Here is a 22,035-nt window from a genome sequence, read left to right on the forward strand (position 1 = left end):
TTACACTCCAGGGGTAACCAAAAAATCGTCCGGCAGCATCGCACCTTCCCGGACGATCATTATATTACTTCCCTGTGGAGTGCTGATAATTTCATCACCATTATCTAGTATGCTGCCAACCACAGCCACACCTTGCCCATTCAGTCTGTTACGATTTCCCGCACTGCTGACAATGCGGGCGTGGCTACCGTCAGGATAAGAAACCGTACAGCTTTCAGTCAGAACACTCGCCCAGACTCCATTTTTCAGACGGATTTTGCGTCCTTTCTCTGAATCAGGATTAAACTCATCACCCGTTCCACCGTTCCGGGTCAGACATCCTGCTACAGCCGGTCGGTAAATGGCAATAATCGGATGCTGGCGACGGGATGCTTCCTGCTCTGCAACCAGCGCACGGACTTCATCATCCAACTCTGCCAGCTCTTCCGCTGTAAACGAGGAGTGATTCAGTCTTGCCAGCAGTTCCGGGGTCAGTTCATTGTCGTATTGACGCTCCATTCCATTTTCCCTGTCATATTTGTGGTTAAGTTGATGCAATACTAACCGATTTGAAATTTGACTTAAAAGCGATGTTTGTCATGAGGTTATAAAAAACCAACGATAAAACCAACAATGATGACGTATTCAGATCAGGGCATTAATGAATTACGGTCCCTTTACTTATCTCGCAGAGTTCAGAAAATAGCCTTCTGTAGCTGTTTATCATTTGTTCTCTGTACAAATCACCGTCAGCTTCTGGCAGTAAGTAATAACCGTAATCTTTAATGCAGATGCTTTCACCACTTTCCAGCGTGAGGTTTATTCCTTTTTCATTTTCCTCCATGCTGGTGATCAAACAGGTCATAAAGGGAAAGTTTTCTTTCGCTTTAAAGATGTTTATTATTTTTATAGCTTTCATTGTATGCTCCTCCTTATCTTATATAAAAAATACCATTTCCTGTTGAAGAAAATCCAATTTAACTTACCCTTCAGAACAGGTTTACTGCCTGTTTATTACTCACTTTTTGAAAAGATATTTATCTTATGAGCTAACGCTCATGTGCTGCCGCACGGCTACGCCCTGACGCTGATATCCAATGGGATTTAATGGCTAACATATTTTCCATTATTTAATTGCATATGGAAAGAATCCTTTTACTGAAGATCAGTTCCTTTTTCGATATATAACATTTACTCTTAAGTTTACAGAAAAAAAATATCCGCAGCAGCACTTCGTGATTGTCCAAAACAATCACATTGCTGAAACAGGGTTCATCCCTGTTAATGATGGATTTATCCATAAAGGATTGCGGCGTAGCCGCTATAACGTAGAGGAAAAACAATTGTATATTTACTAAAAAATCAGCAGCGCTTCGTGATTGTATAAAACAATCACTTGCTGTCCATAACATCAAGTAAAAACAAAGCAGAAAAATAGACGGTGCCATTTCACCGGCACACTCCCCGTTAAGATTATTAAACATATTATAGTATTAAGGAGGCATAATCTTTTATATTTAAAAGATATTTCACGAAGAAAGTTTTCTGTACGGAAATTTAAGTTTCTTCTGTGGAAACCAAAGTTTCTTCTGTGAAAACTTTTTATTTCCCCTCTGTCCATTTACAGAATCTCCTCTCCCACCGCAGGCGCATCAATCCATTCTCGATCCTCTTAACTCATTTCAGCGTGCGGATCGCACTGCGCCAGCAGCTCCTCAAGCGAATAATGAGGCCGTTTTTGGGGTTCAATGATCAGACAGCCATTGTTAATGGTCATGCCGACTTCGCTGTCCGTCGACAGCTCCAGCGTTTTCAACACGGCGGGAGGAACCGCCAACATGATGGATCCGCCGACCTTTTTCAGGCGAGTTTTATACATAGCGCACCTCCTAATATTATATTTTAATATAACATTTATGCCAGGAGATGCGCAGTTATTCATCAGATTCATGGTGATTTCCTTTTCGTAATTAAGTGGGCAGAGAGCCGTTATCCATCGAAGGGCAGCGCTGGTGGGAACGAATTGCGTCACTAAGAAGGCTGATAATAAAAAACTGTTTTTACTGTTAAAAGAATTATGGCGGTTCGGATAAACGAAATGCGAGGCGGCTTCCGCATCGGGAGCATTGTGGGGGCCAGGCTAAGGTCAACCCCCATCATGGCTTCATAACAATACGGCCAAGCGGTTTCGCTGTCTCCGCGTATTCATGGGCCGCGGCGGCGTCAGCCAGGGGGAAGATGCGGTCAATGACAACCCTGATGCGCCCTGCCGCTACAGCCTGCAACATCTCGTCCACGCTTGCCCGAACCTCAGGCCTTTCAAAAAGGGGGCCCATGAATACCCCCATGAGCGTCTGGTTAGACTGCATTGCCGGCCATAAGTCGGCTGTCAGGCTGCCACCGCCCGCATTACCGACGAAAACGAGACGCCCTTCCGGCGCGAGTGCAGAAAGCGACGCAGGCAACGTCGTCCCTACCGGATCGATGACGAGGTTAACACCGGTGCCACGAGTGACCTGTCGGACACTCTCCACGACGTTATTCTCTACACGATCCACAACATGATCGGCCCCCAGTTCCAGCAACCGGTTTTTTCGCTGCGTTCCGCTTGCCACGGCGATGACCGTCGCGCCAGCTTGTGAGGCAAGCTGAACGGCCGCGAGCCCCACGCCACCCGCTGCTGCCTGAATCAGAACGGTTTCTCCGTGCCGGAGCATGCCTCGTGTGAAGAGGCAGTGATATGCTGTTCCAAAGGAGATCGGTACCACCGCCGCTTCTGCTGCATCCACTCCGTCTGCTATAAGCCACGTTCGTTCCGCAGGCACAGCCCAACGTTCCGCATGCGATCCCTGCATGCTAAAAGCAGTCACTCTGTCTCCAACCTTGCGGCTACGGACTTGCGACCCGACGGCAACCACCGTCCCCGCGGCCGCGTAGCCAACAATCCATGAAGGAAAAGGTGGCGGAGTTGAACGTCGGTTGATCAGATCTCCCCCTTCAATTGAGATAGCCTCGACTGAAATCAGCACATCGTCAGCCCCTGCGACCGGATCCGGAACATCGACATATTGCAGGACGCCGGGAGCGCCTTCCACGTCATAAACCGCTGCCTTCATAAATTTTCCTCTGTCTCGTCTTTTGACCGTCAGAAAGATCCGTAACGCTCAGGGTAGCCTGGCAATCACCTTTATCTCAAACTGGAATCCGTACAGCCACGTCACGCCGATCCCGGTCAAGGTTGGGTAAGGTGCTTCCCCCCAGTATTCTGGCAGGACACTCCAGATAGCGTCGAGGTTTGACTCGGGATCGACAACAAAAAGGGTAACGTCAACCACGTCATCGAACGTGCAGTCCGCAGCCGTGAGAACAGCATTAAGGTTATCAAACGCCAGACGGATCTGCGCTTTTATATCCTCTTCAGGCGAACCATCTTCCCGGCTACCCACCTGCCCCGAAACAAACAAGAAGCCATCAGATTTGATGGCGGGTGAATAGCGATTGCGCTCATAGAGCGCCCGGCGCCCGAAGGGAAAAACGGCTTCGCGTATTGTCATATGTGTACCTTTGTAATGGGGCGAACTCTGCCCGTTGAACATACAGACACTTTACAGGCGCCAGATCGGGCGGATAAACAAGCGACTTTGTCCATCATTGTTTGTAGTATCCAAACAATCGGTGAAAAGAGAGGACATGGGATGGATCGTTTCGATGCGATGCGCGCCTTTGCTCGCGTGGTGGAGGCAGGCAGCTTCACAAAGGCTGCCCAAACGCTCCATATGAGCAAAACCACGGTGACGCAGCTTATTCAGCAGTTGGAAGCGCGCCTGCGCGTCAAGCTGCTCCATCGCACCACCCGCAGGCTCGGCGTCACTCCCGATGGCGCGGTCTACTACGAGCGCGTTATCCGCCTGCTGGCGGACATGGAGGATGCTGAAAACAGCCTGTCCAGTGCGGCGATGACGCCCAGGGGACGCCTAAGGGTGGATGTGCCCACTCCTCTCGCCCGCCTTGTGCTGGTGCCCGCGCTACCGGCTTTTCACGCGCGCTACCCTGATATCCAATTCGACATGGGCGTAAGTGACCGGGTGGTGAATCTGATCGGCGACAACGTGGATTGCGTCCTGCGGGGTGGCGAAATCAATGACCAGTCACTGATCGCGCGCCATGTTGGCGATTTGCAAATCGGTGTTTACGTCGCACCGAGTTATGTGGAACGCCTCGGCGCCCCCGCGCATCCGCGAGAGCTGGAAAACACGGACCATCGCATCGTGGGATTCTTGTCCTCACGCACCGGTAAGATTGATCCTCTGGTGCTGCATGGTGAGAGTGAACGTATTGAAATTACGGGCAGCTATGTGCTTGCAGTGGATGATGGCAATGCTTACCTCGAAGCTGGGCTAGCGGGATTGGGCGTGATTGCGCTGCCGGTCTATATGGCGGCAGCACATCAGGCTCGCGGTGCCTTGATTCCGCTATTTGAACGCTGGCGTATCGCTCCAATGCCCCTGTACCTGGCATTCCCGCCTAACCGCCACGTCAACGCTAAACTGCGCGTTTTTATTGACTGGATCGTTGAGTTGATGCAGCAGCATGTCCCTACTTCTACCATTAAGTGACTATATCTATTCGCTCATCACCGCCGATTGGTGGTCATTCAGGCGGTTTTGACAGAAAGGGAAATATTTATTTGTCTGTTACTGGCAAAGTCGAACCCATTCAGAGGAGCCATTTTTGAAAAGCCTTCTTTTGAAGCCGGCTTTTTGCATCTGTGATCCACTAATAGTTACCAAGCGGATTCTTTTCACAGGCAATACCGCAAATGCCCTCAAGTTCGGCTTCGAGTGTTTTAACCAACGATTGAAGATAGTCTGGCCCTTCCTGATACTGGCGACGTTGTAACTGGTATTCTTCGGTAGAGAGCAAAGTTAATCGTTCTTTGACTCGCTCACCGCATGACGCTATCTCTTCAATAAAATCAATATCATAAAATGGAAGAATTTCTTTAGTTTTGTTATTAAAAACGATGACTTTGACGCTATGAGCATCCAGAACTTCAATGAATTTTTTATCACAGGTTAAGATTGCGGGAAAAAAGAATGCCGCGTTTTTATCAATATTTAAGGTAATAACAAATTCGAGAAAGCGCTGATGGCGAAGATCCCAGGCCATACCTCTAACGTACTCCCAAAATCCCGCCGTATTACGGTTCACTTTGTGAAAAAAGGCTTCCTTAGAACCATTTTCAAAAAAACGCTTAGCGAGCAAAATCTCTCTAATGCCAAAGAAATGGGCTTCATTGTGAGTAAATTCTAGCAGTTCGAGTAATTTTTCCTGCACCTGCTTAGCACTTGTTTTTGGGTTCCGCAGGTGAATCGCGCACATTTTTAACACATATACATATAAGCGATTATAGTCACGAGCCAGCTCTTCCATTAGCGACTTATTTATAAACTCATAATTTTTACGTGCCATATATTGCTGCGTTTTAACTATAATTTCCTGTTCAGACACATTAAATTTTAACTGCCTATGCTGCTGCCAAGCCGCAACATCCAGGTTGCGTAACATCTCATAAGCTCGAATGCGTTCGAAGATTTTTTCCTGTTTATTGAGATCGCTAAAATTACAAAGATTTTCGAGTTCATACAGCAAAGGATCAACATTGACTTCCTCTCTGGCGATGAAGTCAAAAATTTCTTCAAAATCATCAGGAAGTCGCGATCTTTGCCCTTCAAAGAAAGGCTTAAGATAACTTAATACCTGCGTATCGAGCGAGATAGAATAGTCGATGGGAAATGTAACGCGGTTACCAGAGATAAACATTTCTCTGAATATGTCTGGTGTAAGAATAAACACATGCGGCGTTTTGAATAAGCTACGCACGGCAGAACCACTGCTGAAGTTCCTGTTAACCGATAAGCCCGGAGTCGCACCTTTCTCCGCTGCAAAAATGAAGGTATAATCGTCAAGATAGTGGTAATAGAGTGCATATTGTTGAACAGCTGCCTCAAGATTTCCTGAGTGGCAGATATCATAAATAAAATCATGAATAACATTTGCCATTGTGCCCTCCCGGCATCGACCTAGCCTCCATTTTTAACACGCCTAAGCTTTTGCTATCAATATTCAGTATTTATTCCTGCATGCATACTTCATAAAATTTATGCCGCGATACTAACGCACCGGGCATAAACGATAACAGACTGCTTGTCTAAATTGGATTATTAAATCTGATAATCAATCGCCACTTCTTCCGGCTCCATTACCTGGCGTTTGATCTCATCCACCGACAGCCCGGCATTGCACAGCTCGATAAAGCGCCACACATAGTTGCGCTGCAGCTGCCCGCGCTTCAGGCCCAGCCACACTGTATTGGCGTCAAACAGATGCCGCGTATCCAGGCGCACCAGGTTCCCGTCTTCGCGTTCTCCGCTGGACTGTTCCGCCACCAGGCCAATGCCCAGACCCAGCTCGACGTAGGTTTTGATCACGTCAGAGTCCTGCGCGCTCAGCACGATGTCCGGCGTTAATCCTTTACGGTTGAAGGCCTCGTCTATGCGCGAGCGTCCGGTTATGCCCTGGCGATACGTAATCAGCGGCCATTTCGCGATCGCTTCCAGCGTCAGCGGTGAAACCTGATTCAACGGATGATCGAGCGGGAGCAACAGGCTGTGGTACCAGCGGAACCAGGGGAAGGCCACCAGTAGCGGGTCGTTGCTCAACCGCTCGCTGGCAATGCCGATATCTGCCCCACCGTTTTGCAGCAGCACTTCAATTTCCTGCGGCGTGCCCTGGATAAGCTCCAGACGGACGTCAGGGAAAAGTTCGCGGAAGGCTTTAATCACCGGCGGCAGGCTGTAGCGCGCCTGGGTGTGGGTGGTGGCGATGGTGAGCACGCCCGAGGCATCGTTGGTGAAGAGATCCGCCAGACGGCGCACGTTGCTGGCTTCGTTGAGGATCCGCTCAGCGATGGTGAGCAATGCTTTACCCGGCTCCGTCATGCCGAGCAGCCGCTTGCCGCGGCGGATAAAGATCTCTATGCCCAGCTCCTCTTCCAGCTCGCGGATATGGCGGCTGACGCCGGACTGAGAGGTATAAAGCATATTGGCGACCTCGGTCAGGTTGTAGTCCCGCCTGGCCGCCTCACGGATAATTTTAAGTTGCTGGAAATTCACGATTCACTCCGGCGCATCTGACATAGCTCTATTGTTAGAGTCAGCCGAGCTGCAGAACAAATAATAAAAACCAGCATCTTATGCTTTTATGGAATATCAGCTCACGAGCTGGAGTTCACGGTTCTCAAGCGATGGCTTGCTGACCAGCGACATCAAAATCTCTTTTACCGCCTGCGCCTGAGGCGAAAGCGAGCCGCGAGCGGACATGTTCAGCGACAGCGGCAGGCTCATCGAAGGCGTGGTGATCCGCGCCATCCAGCCGTTTGCCGCACCGCACAGCGAGCGCGCGGCGGATTCCGGCAGTACGGTGACACCCATTCCGCTGGCAATGGCCGCGGTAAGCGTGGAGATTGAGTCGATTTCGCCGATGATTTTGGCCGTCAGGCGGCGCAGGGAGAACGCTTCGTCCACACGCACGCGCACGGCGCTGTAGTCGCGCGGCAGATAGAGGTTCATCTCTGCCACGGCGGTAAGATCTACGCTCTGGCCCGGACAGTCGCGGGTGCCCACGAGGTAGAGATCTTCCTTGAGCAGCGGCTGGCTGGTGATCCCGGCAACCGGGGAGCGATCGTAAAGGACCGCCATGTCCAGCTGGCCGTTGAGCAGCTTGTCATTCAGTACAGAACCACTGTTTTCATGCAGATAGACCAGCACTTCCGGAAGCTCAGCGCGCACGGCCTGCAGAAGCGGCATGGTGATAGAGGACGCCGCCGTTCCCGGCGCCAGCCCGATAGAAACGTGCCCGCTCAGGGTCTGGCCCACGTTGTTCACCGCCAGCTGCGCCTGTTCACACTGACGCAGGATAGTGCGGGCATGGGTATACAGGATCTTGCCTGCTTCCGTTGGCGTGACGCCGCGTTTGGTGCGGATCAGTAACTGCTGATCCATCTCGCCTTCCAGAGTAGCCACCTGCTGGCTCAGCGCAGGCTGCGCGATGTGCAGCACTTCTGCCGCTTGAGTCAGGCTGCCGATATCGACGATTTTTACGAAGTATTTCAGTCGTCTTAAGTTCATTTTGCCCCCTGTTCGAAATGCATTGCCGGAACCGGCTGTCGTTGTTGAACAGGTTTTGCAATATGAATGCCACTTTTACCGTGCGGTCTGAATTGTTCGCTAACCGCCTGAAAATAAGGAAACCTAATTATGGAGGGGTGATTTATTACTGAAACAGCAGTTTACGATCTGCCCCATTAGAGGTATATCCGCACCATTACGGTGCATTCCGCTGTCAAAAACATCATTTTGTCGATTTTGTCAGCAAACGATCAAAAGGCGTTGATCCACCCTTTGACAAGGCGAACGCAGGTCGATAATATGCGCCCCGTTCACACGATTCCTCTGTAGTTCAGTCGGTAGAACGGCGGACTGTTAATCCGTATGTCACTGGTTCGAGTCCAGTCAGAGGAGCCAAATTTGAAAAGCCTGCTTTTAAAGCAGGCTTTTTGCTTTTCTGCGCAAGGTAAATGCAAAACGGCAACTGGGTTGCCGTTTTTAGTGTGTTCCCCCTCTCCCGTGGGAGAGGGTTGGGGTGAGGGCACCAGCCCGCACTATGCCTTCACATGCCGATTTTAACCGGCATCCCCGACCGCCGTTCCAGTTCAGCGCCCGCCCCCTCGTTTATCAACTGTGTCTGCTGTGCGGCGGAGATGGGCAGAGGCACTTTCCGGCTCGATTCAAATTCCGCCCGATTACGCGACAGCGGTTCGTGAACCTCCACCCAGCGGCTGCCGTCCGGCTCCGTGGTCACCTTAACGGGCCGATCGATAAGCTGCACGCGGGTGCCCACGGGGACATTATCGAAAAGATATTTAATGTCGTTGTTACGCAGACGAATACAGCCCTGGCTCACCCGTAGCCCAATGCCGAAATTGGAGTTTGTGCCGTGTATGGCATATAGCCTGCCGATATATATCGCATACAGCCCCATCGGGTTATCCGGCCCGGCGGGCACGAAGGCGGGCAGCGTTTTCCCCTCTGCCGCATAGGCACGACGCGTGTTCGGCGTAGGTGACCAGGTGGGGCCCTCCTGCTTGCGCTCAACCGCCGTGACCCAGTTACGCGGGGTTTCGCGACCGGCCTGACCGATGCCGATGGGCAGTACTTCAACGGTATTGCTGCCCGGCGGGTAATAGTAAAGACGCATTTCCGCCACGTTAACGACAATCCCCTCGCGCACGGTGTCGGGTAAAATCAGCTGCTGAGGAATGACCAGCCGGGTGCCGGATTTGGGCAAAAACGGATCCACGCCCGGGTTCGCTTCCAGCATATTGCTGAGCCCCAGCCCGTGCTGTGCAGCAAAGGCCTCAAGCGGTAACGTATTGCGCTCGGGAACGGTGATGGTAATCGGGGTTCCCACCAGCCGACTGCCTTCCGGCGGTAGGGTATAGGTTACGGCAAACGCACTGGGAACAGCGGCACACAGCGTAAGGACGAACCAGGTAAGTCGCATCATAATTTCCTGTGCTCACAAAAGAGAAAGCCTGGACTCAGGCAGGCTTTCTCAGTTTACGCTATTACGCTTCGATTTTACGCCATCTGCGCGTCAGCACTTTTTCCGCCTCGACAATAAGGAACATCACAAAACCAATCAGGAAGGTAATGACCCAGTAGCGGAACGGCAGCGCTTCGGTGCCAAACAGCATCTGCATGAACGGGGCGTAAATGATAAGAAGCTGTAGCGCCAGCAGTACGCCGCTCACGATCCAAATCCCTTTATTCGCCAGCAGACCTTTGCTCAGCGAGAAGCCGTCATTAACGCGACAGTTGAGCATGTAGAACCACTGCGCGGTCACCAGGGTTTGCAGCAGCACGGTGCGAATGAATTCCGCCGAGTAGCCGCGCGGCTGTAGCCAGGCTTCCAGCACGAAGGCGCTAATGGCAATCATCAGACCGACAAACACCACGCGCCAGATAGCGTAGCCGTCCATCACATGCAGATTCGCCTTGCGCGGTGGCCGATTCATGATGTCCTTCTCACCCGCTTCAAACGCCAGGCCAAACGACAGGGTTGCTGATGTCGCCATGTTCATCCACAGGATCAGGACCGGCGTCAGCGGAATCAGGTTCCCCGCCAGCAGCGCGATGATGATCAACAGGGCCTGCGCGATGTTGCTCGGGATAACGAACAGAATCGTTTTTTTCAGGTTATCGTAAACCCGCCGTCCCTCGTGGACCGCACTGGCAATGGTGGCAAAGTTGTCATCCGTTAACACCATGTCGGCGGCTTCCTTGGTGACCTCAGTCCCCTTAATCCCCATGGCGATACCCACATCCGCCCGCTTGAGCGCCGGGGCATCGTTTACGCCATCCCCGGTCATGCCCACCACTTCCTGTTTACTTTGCAGGGCCTGCACGAGGCGGAATTTATCCTCCGGGCTGGTTCGGGCGAAAATATCGTACTGCTGCGCGGCGTCGCTCAGCTGACGGTCATCCATCGCCTCCAGCTCGCGTCCGGTGATCGCGCTTGCGGCGTTACCAATCCCCAGCATTTGCCCGATGCTCATGGCCGTTTGCGGGTGGTCGCCGGTGATCATTTTCACGCGAATCCCGGCCTGCAGACAGTCGGCAATCGCGGTAATGGCCTCCGGACGCGGCGGATCCATCATTCCTGCAATACCCAGCAGGATCACGCCATCATGGAGGTCCGGGTGATCCAGATCGCGCTGTCCTTCGCGGGCAGGTTTCCAGGCCGCCGCCACCATGCGCAGCCCTTCCCGGGCATACTCTTCAATCTTCCCTTCCCAGTAAGGTTGATCGAACGGCTGCAGTCCGTCATTCGTCTGCTGGTACTGGCAGAGCCGGAACAGGACGTCCGGCGCGCCGGTGATTAAAATCGCCTCTTCTTCACCCAGTCGGTAGAGCGTGGACATGTATTTATACTGCGAATCAAACGGGATTTTACTGCGCATTTCTGTATCAAGCGGTGGGAGCGGGATTTTCGCCGCCAGCACCTTCAGGGCGCCCTCGGTTGGTCCTCCGGTGATTTTCCACAGCCCCTGCTCGTCTTTGATCAGCTGGCTGTCATTGCAGAGGTCAATGGTGCGCAGGTAGCGTTCCAGCAGGGAACCCTGCGTCACGCTGACGGGCGTCGGGTCATCTACGGTGTGAATATTCCCCACCGGTTCGTAGCTGTCGCCCTCCACGCGATAGGTCGTGTCAGCGGTAATCACCGCTTTGACCGTCATTTCATTCATCGTCAGGGTGCCGGTTTTATCCGAGCAGATGACCGTCATTGCGCCCAGGGTTTCCACCGTGGGCAACTTGCGAATAATGGCCTTGCGACGCGCCATGGCCTGTACGCCAAGCGAAAGGATGATGGAAATGATGGCCGGCAGGCCTTCCGGCACGGCGGCAACGGCGAGGCTGATAAGCGACAGCACCAGTTCAGAAACCGGCATATCCCGGAACAGGAGGCTAAAGACGAACAGCGCTACCATCATCACAAGGATAGTGATGAAGATGGTCTTACCGAGCTTGTCCATCTGCACCATCAGCGGCGTGCGGTGCTTTTCAATGTCGGACATCATCTGATTGATGTGGCCAAGCTCGGTCTCGCCCCCGGTTGCCACCACCACGCCTTTACCGCCGCCGGAGCTGACGGTGGTGCCTGAGTAGAGCAGATTATAGCGATCGCCTAAGGGCAGTTCCCCGCTTAACGCATCGCTGTTTTTCTCAACAACGGTGGATTCGCCAGTCAGGATGGCCTCCTCCACGCGAAGGTTATGCGCCTCAATCACGCGCAGGTCCGCAGGGATACGATCCCCGGCGCGGATCACCACGATATCGCCCGGGACCAGCGCCGTAGTGGGGATCGTTTCATGATTCCCCTGTCGTACCACCACGGCTTCGCTGGAGAGCATATTGCGAATACTCTGCAACGATTTCTCAGCATTGCTCTCCTGGATATGGCCGATCAGCGCGTTAATGATGGCAACCCCGAGGATCACAAACATGTCTACCCAGTGGCCCATAAAGAGCTTAAGCAACGCGGCCACCAGCAGAACGTAAATCAGTACATCGTTAAAATGCGCCAGGAAGCGCAGCCAGGCGGGTTTGCCCTTTTTTTGAGGTAACGCATTCTCACCATGCTGCTGAAGTCGGGCTGATGCCTCAGTGCCGCTAAGTCCTTCCAGAGTGGAGTGGATATTCGACAGGGTTTCATCAACGGTTTGTTGATAATACGGACGTTCAGGTTTTCCTGTTTTCATTGTTACTTCCTCAGGTTCTATTCAGAAATCACCTTGCTTTCATGAAATTAACGAATAACGAAAACAGGAACATGGGCGTAACGGACAATACTTGCCGCCTCCGATCCTAACAAATGGGTTTGAATATTTGGATTGCGGGAGCCGACGATAATCGCGCCAGCAGCAAGTTCATCCGCCAGCTTAATAACCTCATCACGAACATTTCCGCTGCGAACATGGAGGTGAACGCGCTCTTCTGGCAAATTCAATTTTTTGACCAGGTCAGACAGTTTTTCTTTTGAATTATTAATCATATATTCATCCATCTTTCGCGCATCTGAAATAAAACCGCGCGTCAGCTCGGCTGAAAATTTTGGCATGACGTGCAGCAAATGAATGTCACCCAATGCGCTTTGCGCCAGAAAATGTGCATGCTGCAACGCTTTATCCGCCAGGCTTGTCTCATAGACATCCACCGGAACGAGAATATTTTTATACATATCGAGCATCCTTTTTATAACCAACATGAGAGTGAATGAAGCAAAAAAACGCATTAAATGCAGGGGGTTGCCCTTAATGCCAGTTACGGTAAAAGAGATGAATAATATTAAACGTAGCACAGGAATTTCAGGTTTAGCGCGTCCCCACTGCTAATGGTTATTTAACATTTATCTTTTCGCCGACTATGCTCATAGTGAGTTACCGCTTCCGGCTCATGGAGGAATGTATGTATGGCATAAGCCTGATCCGACTGGGTATGTTTATTGCGCTTGCCATTATCGCCAGCACGGCGATTGGTTTATTTACCTATATGGTCGTCACTGTTCTGGCAGAATAGTGTCACCCCTGTCCAGGTTATGGAATAAATAAAACAGTTATTTATTAGGGGAATACAGTGAACCGCTACCTCTCTCTTTTACCGTTCGTTTTGTTAACGCTCACGGCGTGCGATCCTAAACCTGAACAAGCCTCCCCCCTGCCCAGAATGGTTAAAGTGGCGGAGGTGACGGTTCCCGGTCATGCCCAGCAGCGCGTTTTTCCCGCCCGCATTGAATCGGGCGATGCCACAGACCTTTCCTTCAAGCGCGCGGGTCAAATTGAAGCGCTCGATGTGCGTCAGGGCGCAGCCATCAAGCAGGGCCAACAGCTTGCAAGATTGAACGCCCGTGAAGCCCAGCAGCGGGTTAACGACAGGCAGACGGCGGCGACGCTGGCCCAGAGGCAGTTCGATCGCTTCCAGACGCTGGCGGGCCGCCAGGCGATTTCGAAAGCCGAAATGGACGTGCAGCGTGCGAACCGCGATTCGGCGAATGCGGCGCTGCAGATTGCCCGAGAAGAGTTGAATCAGATGACGCTCGTCGCCCCCTTCAGCGGGACGGCGGCCAGCGTACATGTCCGAAACCATCAGGTGGTGTCTGCCGGTCAGCCCATCGCGACGTTAACCCGCACCGATCTGCTTGACGTGGTGTTCAGCATCCCTGAAAACCTGTTTAAGACCTTTGATATCCGCAACGCGCAGTATCGTCCGGTCGTGAGAATTAACGCCATTCCGGATCGGGAATTTACCGCCGTCTACAAAGAGCACTCGGGCAGCAGCGACAGTAATACCCTGACCTGGCAGGTGATACTGACCATGCCGCGACCAGATGATTTTCCCGCCGTCGGTGGCGTAAGCGGTACGGTTACCATCAATTTAACCAACCTCCCGGCTGGCGCGGGCGCTCAGGCGCTGGTTGTACCGGTTGAGGCCGTCTTTAACCCGGACAACAGCCCACGCAATGAGCCGCACGTCTGGGTTGTGGCGGGAGAAGGCGACACGCTCCATCTTGAAGACCGCAAGGTCAGCGTGGGGCAAGTGATAACCGAAGGCGTGACGATCACCAGCGGGCTTAAGGCGGGCGAGCGCGTGGTGGCCGCAGGCGTGGGAGAGCTCCATGCTAACCAGCCGGTGCGTATCTGGACGCGTGAGCGGGGACTGTAATGGATATCACTCGTCAATTTATTAATAACCCGGTTCGCGTCTGGCTAACGATTCTGCTGCTGGGCATTGGGGGGATTTTCGCCCTGTTGAATATCGGCAGGCTGGAAGATCCCGCCTTTACCATCAAAACCGCAGTGGTGGTCACCCACTACCCCGGCGCATCCGCTCAGCAGGTTGAAGAAGAGGTGACGCTGCCGCTGGAGAATGCCCTTCAGCAGCTGCCTTATCTGGACAACGTAAGCTCCATCTCTTCAAACGGGCTGTCGCAAATCACCGTCAATATCGCTTCACGCTATCACTCGAACGAACTGCCGCAGATTTGGGATGAGCTGCGCCGCCGCGTGGGCGATGCCTCGCGTCAGTTCCCGCCCGGCGTCGTCACGCCCTTTGTGAATGACGATTTCGGCGACGTGTTCGGCTTCTTCTTCGCCATTTCCGGGGATGAATTCAGTAATCCTGAACTGGTGAGATATGCAGAGCAGCTGCGCCGCGCGTTGATTCTGGTTCCCGGCGTCGCGAAGGTCGCCATCGGCGGGGCCATTAGCCAACAGGTCAACATCGATATTTCCCTGACCAAAATGGCCGCGCGCGGCATTACGCTGAACCAGCTTTCCGCCCTGCTCAGCAGGCTCAACGTCGTTTCCAGCGCCGGAGAAATCACCTCGGGCAGCGAATCCATTCGTCTGCACCCCACTGGTGAGTTCGAGAATCTCGATGAACTGGCGGATCTCATCATCACGCCTTCCGGCACCGGGGCGGCGACGCGCCTGCGGGATATCGCCACGCTGTCGCGCGGGCTGAACGAATCGCCCGCCAGTATCTACCATGCCAACGGCAAAAAAGCCGTCACCATGGGCGTCTCGTTTATTCCCGGCGTGAACGTGATCGACGTGGGCCACGCGCTGGAGGCGAAGCTAAACCAGATGTCGGCGGAAAAACCGGCAGGCATACAGATAGATCTGTTTTACGATCAGGCAGCCGAAGTGGGCCATTCTGTTAACGGTTTTATTATTAACTTCCTGATGGCGCTGGCGATTGTCATCGGCGTGCTGCTGATCTTTATGGGCGTACGCAGCGGGATCATCATCGCGGTTTCTCTCGCCCTTAACGTGCTGGGCACGCTGCTGATTATGTATCTGTGTGGCATTGAGCTACAGCGCATCTCGCTCGGGGCGCTGATTATCGCCCTCAGCATGCTGGTGGATAACGCCATCGTGATTGTCGAAGGGGTGTTGATTGCCCGGCAGCAGGGCTCCCCGCTGTTAACCGCCGTTAACAACATCATCCGCCGCTCCGCCCTGCCGCTGCTGGGGGCGACGGTGATCGCCATCCTTGCGTTTGCCCCTATCGGGCTATCGCAGGATTCCACCGGGGAATACTGTAAATCTCTGTTCCAGGTGCTGCTGATTTCCCTGATGCTGAGCTGGTTCTCGGCGCTCACCCTCACCCCGGTGCTGATTAAGTGGTGGTTGTTTAAAAACGACAGCGCGCCGGACGCCACTGATGAGTCAGATCCTTACGACAAACGTCTCTACCGCCTCTACCAGCACCTGCTGAACGCACTGCTGCACCATAAAGCGCCTACGCTGGTAGTGATGGCCGCCCTGCTGACCGCGTCTGTCTGGGGGTTTGGCGCGGTGCGGCAAAACTTTTTCCCGTCGTCCAATACCCCGATTTTCTTTGTCGACCTCTGGTTACCCTACGGGACCGATATCAAATGGACCGAGAAAATGACTGGCGATATTGAGAAAACCATCAAGGGACGGCCCGGCGTGGAAACCACCGTCTCGACCATCGGTCAGGGGAGCATGCGCTTTATTCTGACCTACAGCGGACAGCGGCAGTACAGCAACTACGCGCAGATCATGGTGCGTATGGATGACCAGCGCAGCATCTCCGCGCTGACGCGCTACGTGGATGAGTACATCGCGCGTAACTACCCGCAGGTCAACGCCAGCACGAAACGGGTGATGTTTGGGCCCTCCGGCGACAGCGCCATTGAAGTGCGCATTAAAGGCCCGGATCCTGACAGGCTGCGTCTGATTGCCAGCCAGGTGGACGATATCCTGGCGCGCGACCCGGCCACGGGGAGCGTCCGAAACGACTGGCAAAACCGCAGCAAAGTGATCCGTCCGCAGTACGTCGCCGCGCTGGGACGCGAGCTTGGCGTGGATAAGCAGGACGTCGACAACGCGCTGGAGATGAATTTCTCCGGCAGCCGGGCGGGGTTGTATCGGGAAGGCAGTGACCTGCTGCCTGTGGTGGTGAGGCCTCCGGAAAGCGAAAGGCTGGACGCCAGCCACCTGAACAACGTGCTGGTGTGGAGCCAGGCGCGGCAGCAGTATATCCCGCTGAGTAACGTCGTTAGCAGCTTCACGCTGGAGTGGGAAGATCCGCTCATCCTTCGACGCGACCGCTCGCGGGTACTGACGGTTCAGACGGATCCGGATCCGCTGAGCCAGCAAACCTCCGGTGATATTCTCGCCCGCGTGAAGCCGCAGGTGGATGCCCTTCCCCTGCCACACGGCTACAGCATCGAGTGGGGGGGCGACGCGGAAAACTCCAGCGAAGCGCAGCAAGGGCTGTTCACTACGCTACCTCTCGGGTATCTGGTGATGTTTGTTATTACGGTGCTGATGTTCAGCTCGGTAAAAAATGCCGTCGCGATCTGGCTGACCGTACCGCTGGCGTTGATTGGCGTCACGCCAGGATTTTTAATTACCGGCATTCCCTTTGGCTTTATGGCGCTGATTGGTCTGCTGAGCCTGAGCGGAATGCTCATCCGCAACGGCATCGTGCTGGTGGAAGAGATTGAACAGCAGAAAACGCACAAGGATCAGCACAGCGCGATCGTTTATGCCGCCACCTCGCGCCTGCGCCCTATCCTGCTCACCGCGTTCACGACCGTACTTGGCCTGGCACCGCTGCTGCTGGATGTTTTCTTCCAGAGCATGGCCGTTGTGATTATGTTTGGACTGGGGTTTGCTACAATCCTGACGCTACTGGTACTCCCCGTGATCTATGCGTGTTTCCATCGTAAGGACGAAGCCAAACAACAATGAATGCGACAGGGCTGAACATTATCAAGACGCTGGGCTGTATGACGGCGGTCACCTTCTTCACCATCTACAATACCTGGGATCATTATGACTATGACTATCACTGGATCCTGGGCTTTTTAACCTTTATCTCGACCATCGCCACGCCGCTGTTTTTTGTGGTGTCGGGCTATCTCGACGGGCAATCACGGCACGGCACACGCTGGCAGCTGGGTAAAATAAAAAGTCTGGTGATTGTTTTTCTGTTCTGGATAACGATCTACTACCTCTGGGAGCCTTATCAGCGCGGGTATTTAATTCAGCCCTGGTTCGTGTTCGCATTTGTCGTGATTTACACCTTCCACCCGGCGGTGGAGTGGCTTAGCCAGCGGAGATCGCTGTTCTGCGGCGCGATTGCTGCTCTGCTGTGCTTTTCCTACGGATACGATCTGTTATCGGCGCTTTATCCTGAAACACACGTCCTTTCGCTTTCGCCGCAGTATCGGCTGTGGACATGGCTGCTGTTTTATCTGACCGGGCAGCTCTTCTGCGACCCAAAAGTCGCCGAGTGGATAAGCCGCAAAAACGTGGTTCGGGCGGCGGTTGTCGCCATCCCGTTTATCTATCTCTTCACCTGGTTTTACGAGCGCCACTTCTTTTTTGCCCTGTTTAAGGCCGACAGAAACGCCTTTATTCTCACCGGCTCGCAGATCTACATCCTGATTATTGCCCTGGTGATTGCGGCGAACGGCGTTCGCTTTCGCCGCAATGCTGAATTAAAGGAGTCCATTCTGGCCGCCATCAGCAAAACGATGACCGGCGTATATATTGTGCACTACTCGGTGTTTCATCTGCTGACGGCGCTGATACCGGTGACCTCTCTCGGCATGAAGCTGGCGCTGATTGTGCTTACGTTCGTCACCTCTGTTCTCTTCTCCATGCTGGTATTGTCTAACGCCGTGGCAAAAAAGGTGATCACCCTTTAAAAGCCTAAGCGCAGCCAGGCAAAGAGCACGTTGCCGTTGTTATACGTTCCGGGAATATAGGTGAACTGGACGGTAACGCGCTTATAGCCGGCAGAAAACAGCGGGAAGATGAACGGCAGAGGCACATAGTTCGCAAAATCATCTCGCGCCGTGATGCCCGCGGCGGCACCGAGCCCAAGGCGGAAATCTTTGGCATTATCCAGATACCAGCCCTTCTCCCAGCCATAGCCCATCGCGGGCTGCCATTCGTTGTGCGAGTCCTTGAACATCATTGCGAAAAGCGCGCTCCAGTTGCCCTCTTCGTTATAGCGGGACACGCCCAGGCCGCCGCCCCACGGCATTTCGTTGTAATTGTCGGTTTTTTCTTTATCGTACATAAAGCGGGCGTGCCAGCTCAGAAACGGCAGGTACAGATCGTAACGTTGCGGCTCTTCCCAGGTCTGGGAGATATCATCCGTCAGCGCATTCCACCAGCCGCTAATACGCTGTTCGCCATAGACTTTCGGCTCGGCATGAAGCGGTGCGGCGAATAAAAACAGGACCATCCAGAATGCCGAAAAGTTACGTTGCATCGTTTTTCCCTCAGCTTTAGTCACGCAGCGGTATCTATTACTGTAATCCATTCAGCACGAACCGGAGCCAAACAGACTGATTTATCTCGAGGCAGGGGAAAATGAAATTTATTTATTCAGCGCCTTCCGGAAAGATAAAAACGTTTTCTCAGGCGTTTTGTCGCGGTAGTCTCATAGGTTCCGTTTATATGACGGCAGCTATGTGAGTGACCTTTTCTTATACCAATAATAAAAAACAGTACGGACAGGATAACTATGGACTCCACCCTCATCTCCGATCGTCCCAACGAGGAGACACCTTCGCTCAATCGCGCCCGCCGCGCTGCACTCGGCAGCTTCGCAGGTGCCGTCGTCGACTGGTATGATTTTCTGCTTTACGGCATTACCGCCGCGCTGGTGTTTAACCGCGAGTTTTTTCCCCAGGTCAGCCCTGCGATGGGCACGCTCGCCGCGTTTGCCACCTTCGGCGTCGGCTTTCTGTTTCGCCCGCTGGGCGGGGTGATTTTCGGCCACTTCGGCGACCGGCTTGGCCGCAAGCGCATGCTGATGCTTACCGTCTGGATGATGGGGATCGCCACCGCGCTGATTGGCATTCTCCCGTCGTTTTCCGCCATCGGCTGGTGGGCGCCGGTGTTGCTGGTGACATTACGCGCCATTCAGGGCTTCGCCGTGGGCGGCGAATGGGGCGGCGCGGCGCTGTTATCCGTTGAGAGCGCGCCAAAAAACAAGAAAGCGTTTTACAGCAGCGGCGTGCAGGTCGGGTACGGCGTCGGGCTGTTGCTTTCCACCGGGCTGGTATCGTTAATCAGCCAGCTCACCACCGACGCGCAGTTTCTGAGCTGGGGCTGGCGCATCCCTTTTATCTTCAGCATCGTGCTGGTCATTGCCGCCCTGTGGATCCGCAACGGGATGGATGAGTCGGCAGAGTTCGAACAGCAGCAGCGTGAGGAGCCGTCCGTCAAAAAGCGGCTGCCGGTGATGGAAGCCCTGATTCGGCACCCTGGCGCTTTTCTGAAAATCATCGCCCTGCGCCTGTGCGAGCTGCTGACGATGTATATCGTTACCGCCTTTGCGCTGAACTACTCGACGCAGAATCTCGGCCTGCCGCGCGAACTGTTCCTGAATATTGGCCTGCTGGTCGGCGGGATCAGCTGCCTGACCATCCCCTGCTTCGCCTGGCTGGCGGACCGGTTTGGCCGCCGCCGCGTCTACATCACCGGCGCGCTGATTGGCAGCCTCAGCGCCTGGCCGTTCTTTATGGCGCTGGAGGCGCAGTCTGTGTTCTGGATTGTCTTCTTCGCCATTATGCTCGCGAACATCGCTCACGATATGGTGGTCTGCGTGCAGCAGCCGATGTTTACCGAACTGTTCGGCGCCAGCTACCGCTACAGCGGCGCGGGCGTGGGCTACCAGGTGGCAAGCGTGGTCGGCGGCGGGTTTACGCCGTTTATTGCCGCCGCGCTGGTGACCTTCTCCGGCGGTAACTGGCACAGCGTGGCGATTTATCTGCTGGCCGGCTGCCTGCTGTCGGCAGCGACGGCGCTTCTGATGAAAGAGACGAGCCACCGCTGATCTCCCTTTTGTTTCACAGGCGTGTGACATACTATCGGATAGAGTCGCACACCTGTGGAACAAGGAGACAGAGATGAATAATAAGGGCTCCAGCCTGACCCCGGCTCAGGCGCTGGAAAAACTCGACGCGCTGTATGAACAGTCCGTCAACGCGCTGCGCAGCGCCATCAGCGAATACATCGAAACGGGGAAACTTCCCGATCAAAAGGCCAGAAACGAAGGCCTTTTTGTTTATCCATCGCTCTCTGTGACCTGGGACGGCAGCGCAAGCACGACGCCGAAAACCCGCGCCTACGCCCGTTTTACCCACTCCGGCTGCTACAGCACCACCGTCACCCGCCCTGCACTGTTCCGCCCCTATCTGGAAGAGCAGCTAACGCTGTTGTATCAGGATTACGGCGCGCATATTGCCGTGGAGCCTTCGCAGCATGAGATCCCGTACCCGTACGTGATTGACGGTTCGGCGCTAACTCTTGACCGCTCCATGAGCGCGGGACTGACCCGCCACTTCCCAACGACCGAGCTGTCACAGATTGGCGATGAGACGGCTGACGGGATTTATCACCCGGCAGAGTTTTCCCCCCTGTCGCACTTTGACGCCCGTCGGGTGGATTTCTCCCTGGCGCGCCTGCGCCACTACACCGGCACGCCCGCCGAGCATTTCCAGCCGTTTGTGCTGTTTACCAACTACACCCGCTACGTGGACGAGTTCGTTCGCTGGGGCTGTAGCCAGATCCTGGATCCGGACAGTCCATATATCGCCCTCTCCTGCGCGGGCGGGATCTGGATCACCGCCGAGACCGAAGCGCCCGAGCAGGCCATCTCCGATCTGGCGTGGAAAAAACACCAGATGCCCGCCTGGCACCTGATCACCGCCGACGGTCAGGGGATCACCCTGATCAACATCGGCGTCGGCCCGTCGAACGCCAAAACCATCTGTGACCATCTGGCGGTGCTGCGCCCCGACGTATGGCTGATGATTGGCCACTGCGGCGGCCTGCGCGAAAGCCAGCTGATTGGCGATTACGTGCTGGCCCACGCTTATCTGCGCGACGACCACGTGCTGGATGCGGTACTGCCGCCGGATATCCCAATCCCGAGCATCGCCGAAGTACAGCGCGCGCTGTATGACGCCACCAAAGAGGTGAGCGGCATGCCGGGTGAAGAGGTGAAGCAGCGCCTGCGTACAGGCACAGTCGTCACAACCGACGATCGCAACTGGGAGCTGCGTTACTCCGCCTCCGCGCTGCGCTTCAACCTGAGCCGAGCGGTGGCGATTGATATGGAGAGCGCCACCATCGCCGCCCAAGGGTATCGCTTCCGCGTTCCTTACGGCACGCTGCTGTGCGTGTCCGATAAGCCGCTGCACGGCGAAATTAAGCTGCCGGGTCAGGCCAACCGTTTCTATGAAGGGGCGATTTCCGAACATTTGCAGATCGGCATTCGCGCCATCGACCTGCTGCGGGCGGAAGGCGACCGACTGCATTCGCGTAAGCTGCGCACCTTCAACGAGCCGCCGTTCCGCTAATAACAATAAGGAAAAACC

18 protein-coding genes and 1 tRNA gene are annotated in these 22,035 nt (G+C 54.3%); 7 read left to right on the top strand and 12 right to left on the bottom strand.

Translation table 11 applies throughout. The annotated features are described in order from the left end of the window. The 5 genes from ACTJI7_RS08610 to ACTJI7_RS08630 all read right to left on the bottom strand — a co-directional run bounded on the left by ACTJI7_RS08610 (position 1) and on the right by ACTJI7_RS08630 (position 3,533). Positions 1-498, bottom strand: a complete 498-nt coding sequence (locus ACTJI7_RS08610; RefSeq protein ID WP_063154980.1) for a hypothetical protein — start codon at positions 496-498, stop codon at positions 1-3. A gap of 139 nt (positions 499-637) precedes the next feature. Further along, a complete protein-coding gene (locus tag ACTJI7_RS08615) occupies positions 638-898 on the bottom strand; it encodes a hypothetical protein (RefSeq protein ID WP_126818426.1) in 261 nt (86 codons plus the stop codon). Between the two features lie 753 nt (positions 899-1,651). Next, a complete protein-coding gene (locus tag ACTJI7_RS08620) occupies positions 1,652-1,858 on the bottom strand; it encodes an AbrB/MazE/SpoVT family DNA-binding domain-containing protein (protein ID WP_063154982.1) in 207 nt (68 codons plus the stop codon). A gap of 277 nt (positions 1,859-2,135) precedes the next feature. Beyond that, a complete protein-coding gene (locus ACTJI7_RS08625) occupies positions 2,136-3,095 on the bottom strand; it encodes a quinone oxidoreductase family protein (RefSeq protein WP_192979476.1) in 960 nt (319 codons plus the stop codon). Positions 3,096-3,143: 48 nt separating this feature from the next. After that, on the bottom strand, positions 3,144-3,533 hold the full coding sequence (locus tag ACTJI7_RS08630) for a RidA family protein (RefSeq protein ID WP_192979477.1): 390 nt from the start codon (positions 3,531-3,533) through the stop codon (positions 3,144-3,146). A gap of 141 nt (positions 3,534-3,674) precedes the next feature. On the opposite strand from ACTJI7_RS08630, the gene ACTJI7_RS08635 reads away from it, so the two are divergent. Then, positions 3,675-4,595: a LysR family transcriptional regulator gene (locus ACTJI7_RS08635; protein ID WP_192979478.1), complete on the top strand. Its 921-nt coding sequence runs from the start codon at positions 3,675-3,677 to the stop codon at positions 4,593-4,595. Positions 4,596-4,755: 160 nt separating this feature from the next. Here ACTJI7_RS08635 and ACTJI7_RS08640 read toward each other — a convergent pair whose 3' ends face one another. The 3 genes from ACTJI7_RS08640 to nac all read right to left on the bottom strand — a co-directional run bounded on the left by ACTJI7_RS08640 (position 4,756) and on the right by nac (position 8,168). Beyond that, positions 4,756-6,042 carry a hypothetical protein gene (locus ACTJI7_RS08640; protein WP_063154986.1) on the bottom strand — a complete coding sequence of 429 codons (1,287 nt, stop codon included), beginning with the start codon at positions 6,040-6,042 and terminating at the stop codon, positions 4,756-4,758. Between the two features lie 161 nt (positions 6,043-6,203). Next, positions 6,204-7,154, bottom strand: a complete 951-nt coding sequence (gene cbl, locus ACTJI7_RS08645) for an HTH-type transcriptional regulator Cbl (protein ID WP_048998856.1) — start codon at positions 7,152-7,154, stop codon at positions 6,204-6,206. Between the two features lie 96 nt (positions 7,155-7,250). Continuing rightward, a complete protein-coding gene (nac, locus tag ACTJI7_RS08650; protein WP_028013742.1) occupies positions 7,251-8,168 on the bottom strand; it encodes a nitrogen assimilation transcriptional regulator NAC in 918 nt (305 codons plus the stop codon). A gap of 320 nt (positions 8,169-8,488) precedes the next feature. Here nac and ACTJI7_RS08655 point away from each other — a divergent pair. Next, positions 8,489-8,564 (top strand) — tRNA-Asn (locus ACTJI7_RS08655). 145 nt (positions 8,565-8,709) lie between these two features. On the opposite strand, the gene ldtA is transcribed toward ACTJI7_RS08655, so the two are convergent. The 3 genes from ldtA to ACTJI7_RS08670 form a co-directional block, all read right to left on the bottom strand. Continuing rightward, positions 8,710-9,606 carry a L,D-transpeptidase gene (gene ldtA, locus ACTJI7_RS08660; RefSeq protein ID WP_045260382.1) on the bottom strand — a complete coding sequence of 299 codons (897 nt, stop codon included), beginning with the start codon at positions 9,604-9,606 and terminating at the stop codon, positions 8,710-8,712. Between the two features lie 61 nt (positions 9,607-9,667). Further along, the gene (locus ACTJI7_RS08665) at positions 9,668-12,361 is read right to left on the bottom strand and encodes a cation-transporting P-type ATPase (protein ID WP_063154987.1); all 2,694 of its coding nucleotides are present in this window, start codon (positions 12,359-12,361) and stop codon (positions 9,668-9,670) included. Positions 12,362-12,408: 47 nt separating this feature from the next. Next, positions 12,409-12,840 carry a universal stress protein gene (locus tag ACTJI7_RS08670; protein WP_063154988.1) on the bottom strand — a complete coding sequence of 144 codons (432 nt, stop codon included), beginning with the start codon at positions 12,838-12,840 and terminating at the stop codon, positions 12,409-12,411. Between the two features lie 395 nt (positions 12,841-13,235). Here ACTJI7_RS08670 and ACTJI7_RS08675 point away from each other — a divergent pair, with 395 nt between their 5' ends. Genes ACTJI7_RS08675 through ACTJI7_RS08685 form a run of 3 tightly spaced genes read left to right on the top strand, consistent with a single transcriptional unit; the run spans position 13,236 to position 18,345 of the window. Beyond that, positions 13,236-14,321: an efflux RND transporter periplasmic adaptor subunit gene (locus ACTJI7_RS08675; protein WP_045260384.1), complete on the top strand. Its 1,086-nt coding sequence runs from the start codon at positions 13,236-13,238 to the stop codon at positions 14,319-14,321. Beyond that, entirely contained in the window at positions 14,321-17,383 is a 3,063-nt protein-coding gene (locus ACTJI7_RS08680; protein ID WP_063154989.1) for an efflux RND transporter permease subunit, read from the top strand. Before ACTJI7_RS08675 ends, ACTJI7_RS08680 begins: the two co-directional genes overlap by 1 nt. Beyond that, a complete protein-coding gene (locus tag ACTJI7_RS08685; RefSeq protein WP_045629806.1) occupies positions 17,380-18,345 on the top strand; it encodes an acyltransferase in 966 nt (321 codons plus the stop codon). Before ACTJI7_RS08680 ends, ACTJI7_RS08685 begins: the two co-directional genes overlap by 4 nt. On the opposite strand, the gene pagP is transcribed toward ACTJI7_RS08685, so the two are convergent. Beyond that, the gene (gene pagP, locus ACTJI7_RS08690; RefSeq protein WP_028013749.1) at positions 18,342-18,917 is read right to left on the bottom strand and encodes a lipid IV(A) palmitoyltransferase PagP; all 576 of its coding nucleotides are present in this window, start codon (positions 18,915-18,917) and stop codon (positions 18,342-18,344) included. The genes ACTJI7_RS08685 and pagP overlap by 4 nt on opposite strands. 255 nt (positions 18,918-19,172) lie before the next feature. On the opposite strand from pagP, the gene shiA reads away from it, so the two are divergent. After that, a complete protein-coding gene (gene shiA / locus ACTJI7_RS08695; protein ID WP_063154990.1) occupies positions 19,173-20,489 on the top strand; it encodes a shikimate transporter in 1,317 nt (438 codons plus the stop codon). 73 nt (positions 20,490-20,562) lie between these two features. Beyond that, complete coding sequence (locus ACTJI7_RS08700; RefSeq protein ID WP_041909184.1) at positions 20,563-22,017, top strand: AMP nucleosidase; 1,455 nt, start codon at positions 20,563-20,565, stop codon at positions 22,015-22,017. Positions 22,018-22,035: the final 18 nt, after the last annotated feature.

Origin of the sequence: Enterobacter sp. 22499 (genome assembly GCF_052044815.1) — a bacterium.
Taxonomy (GTDB): domain Bacteria; phylum Pseudomonadota; class Gammaproteobacteria; order Enterobacterales; family Enterobacteriaceae; genus Enterobacter; species Enterobacter bugandensis.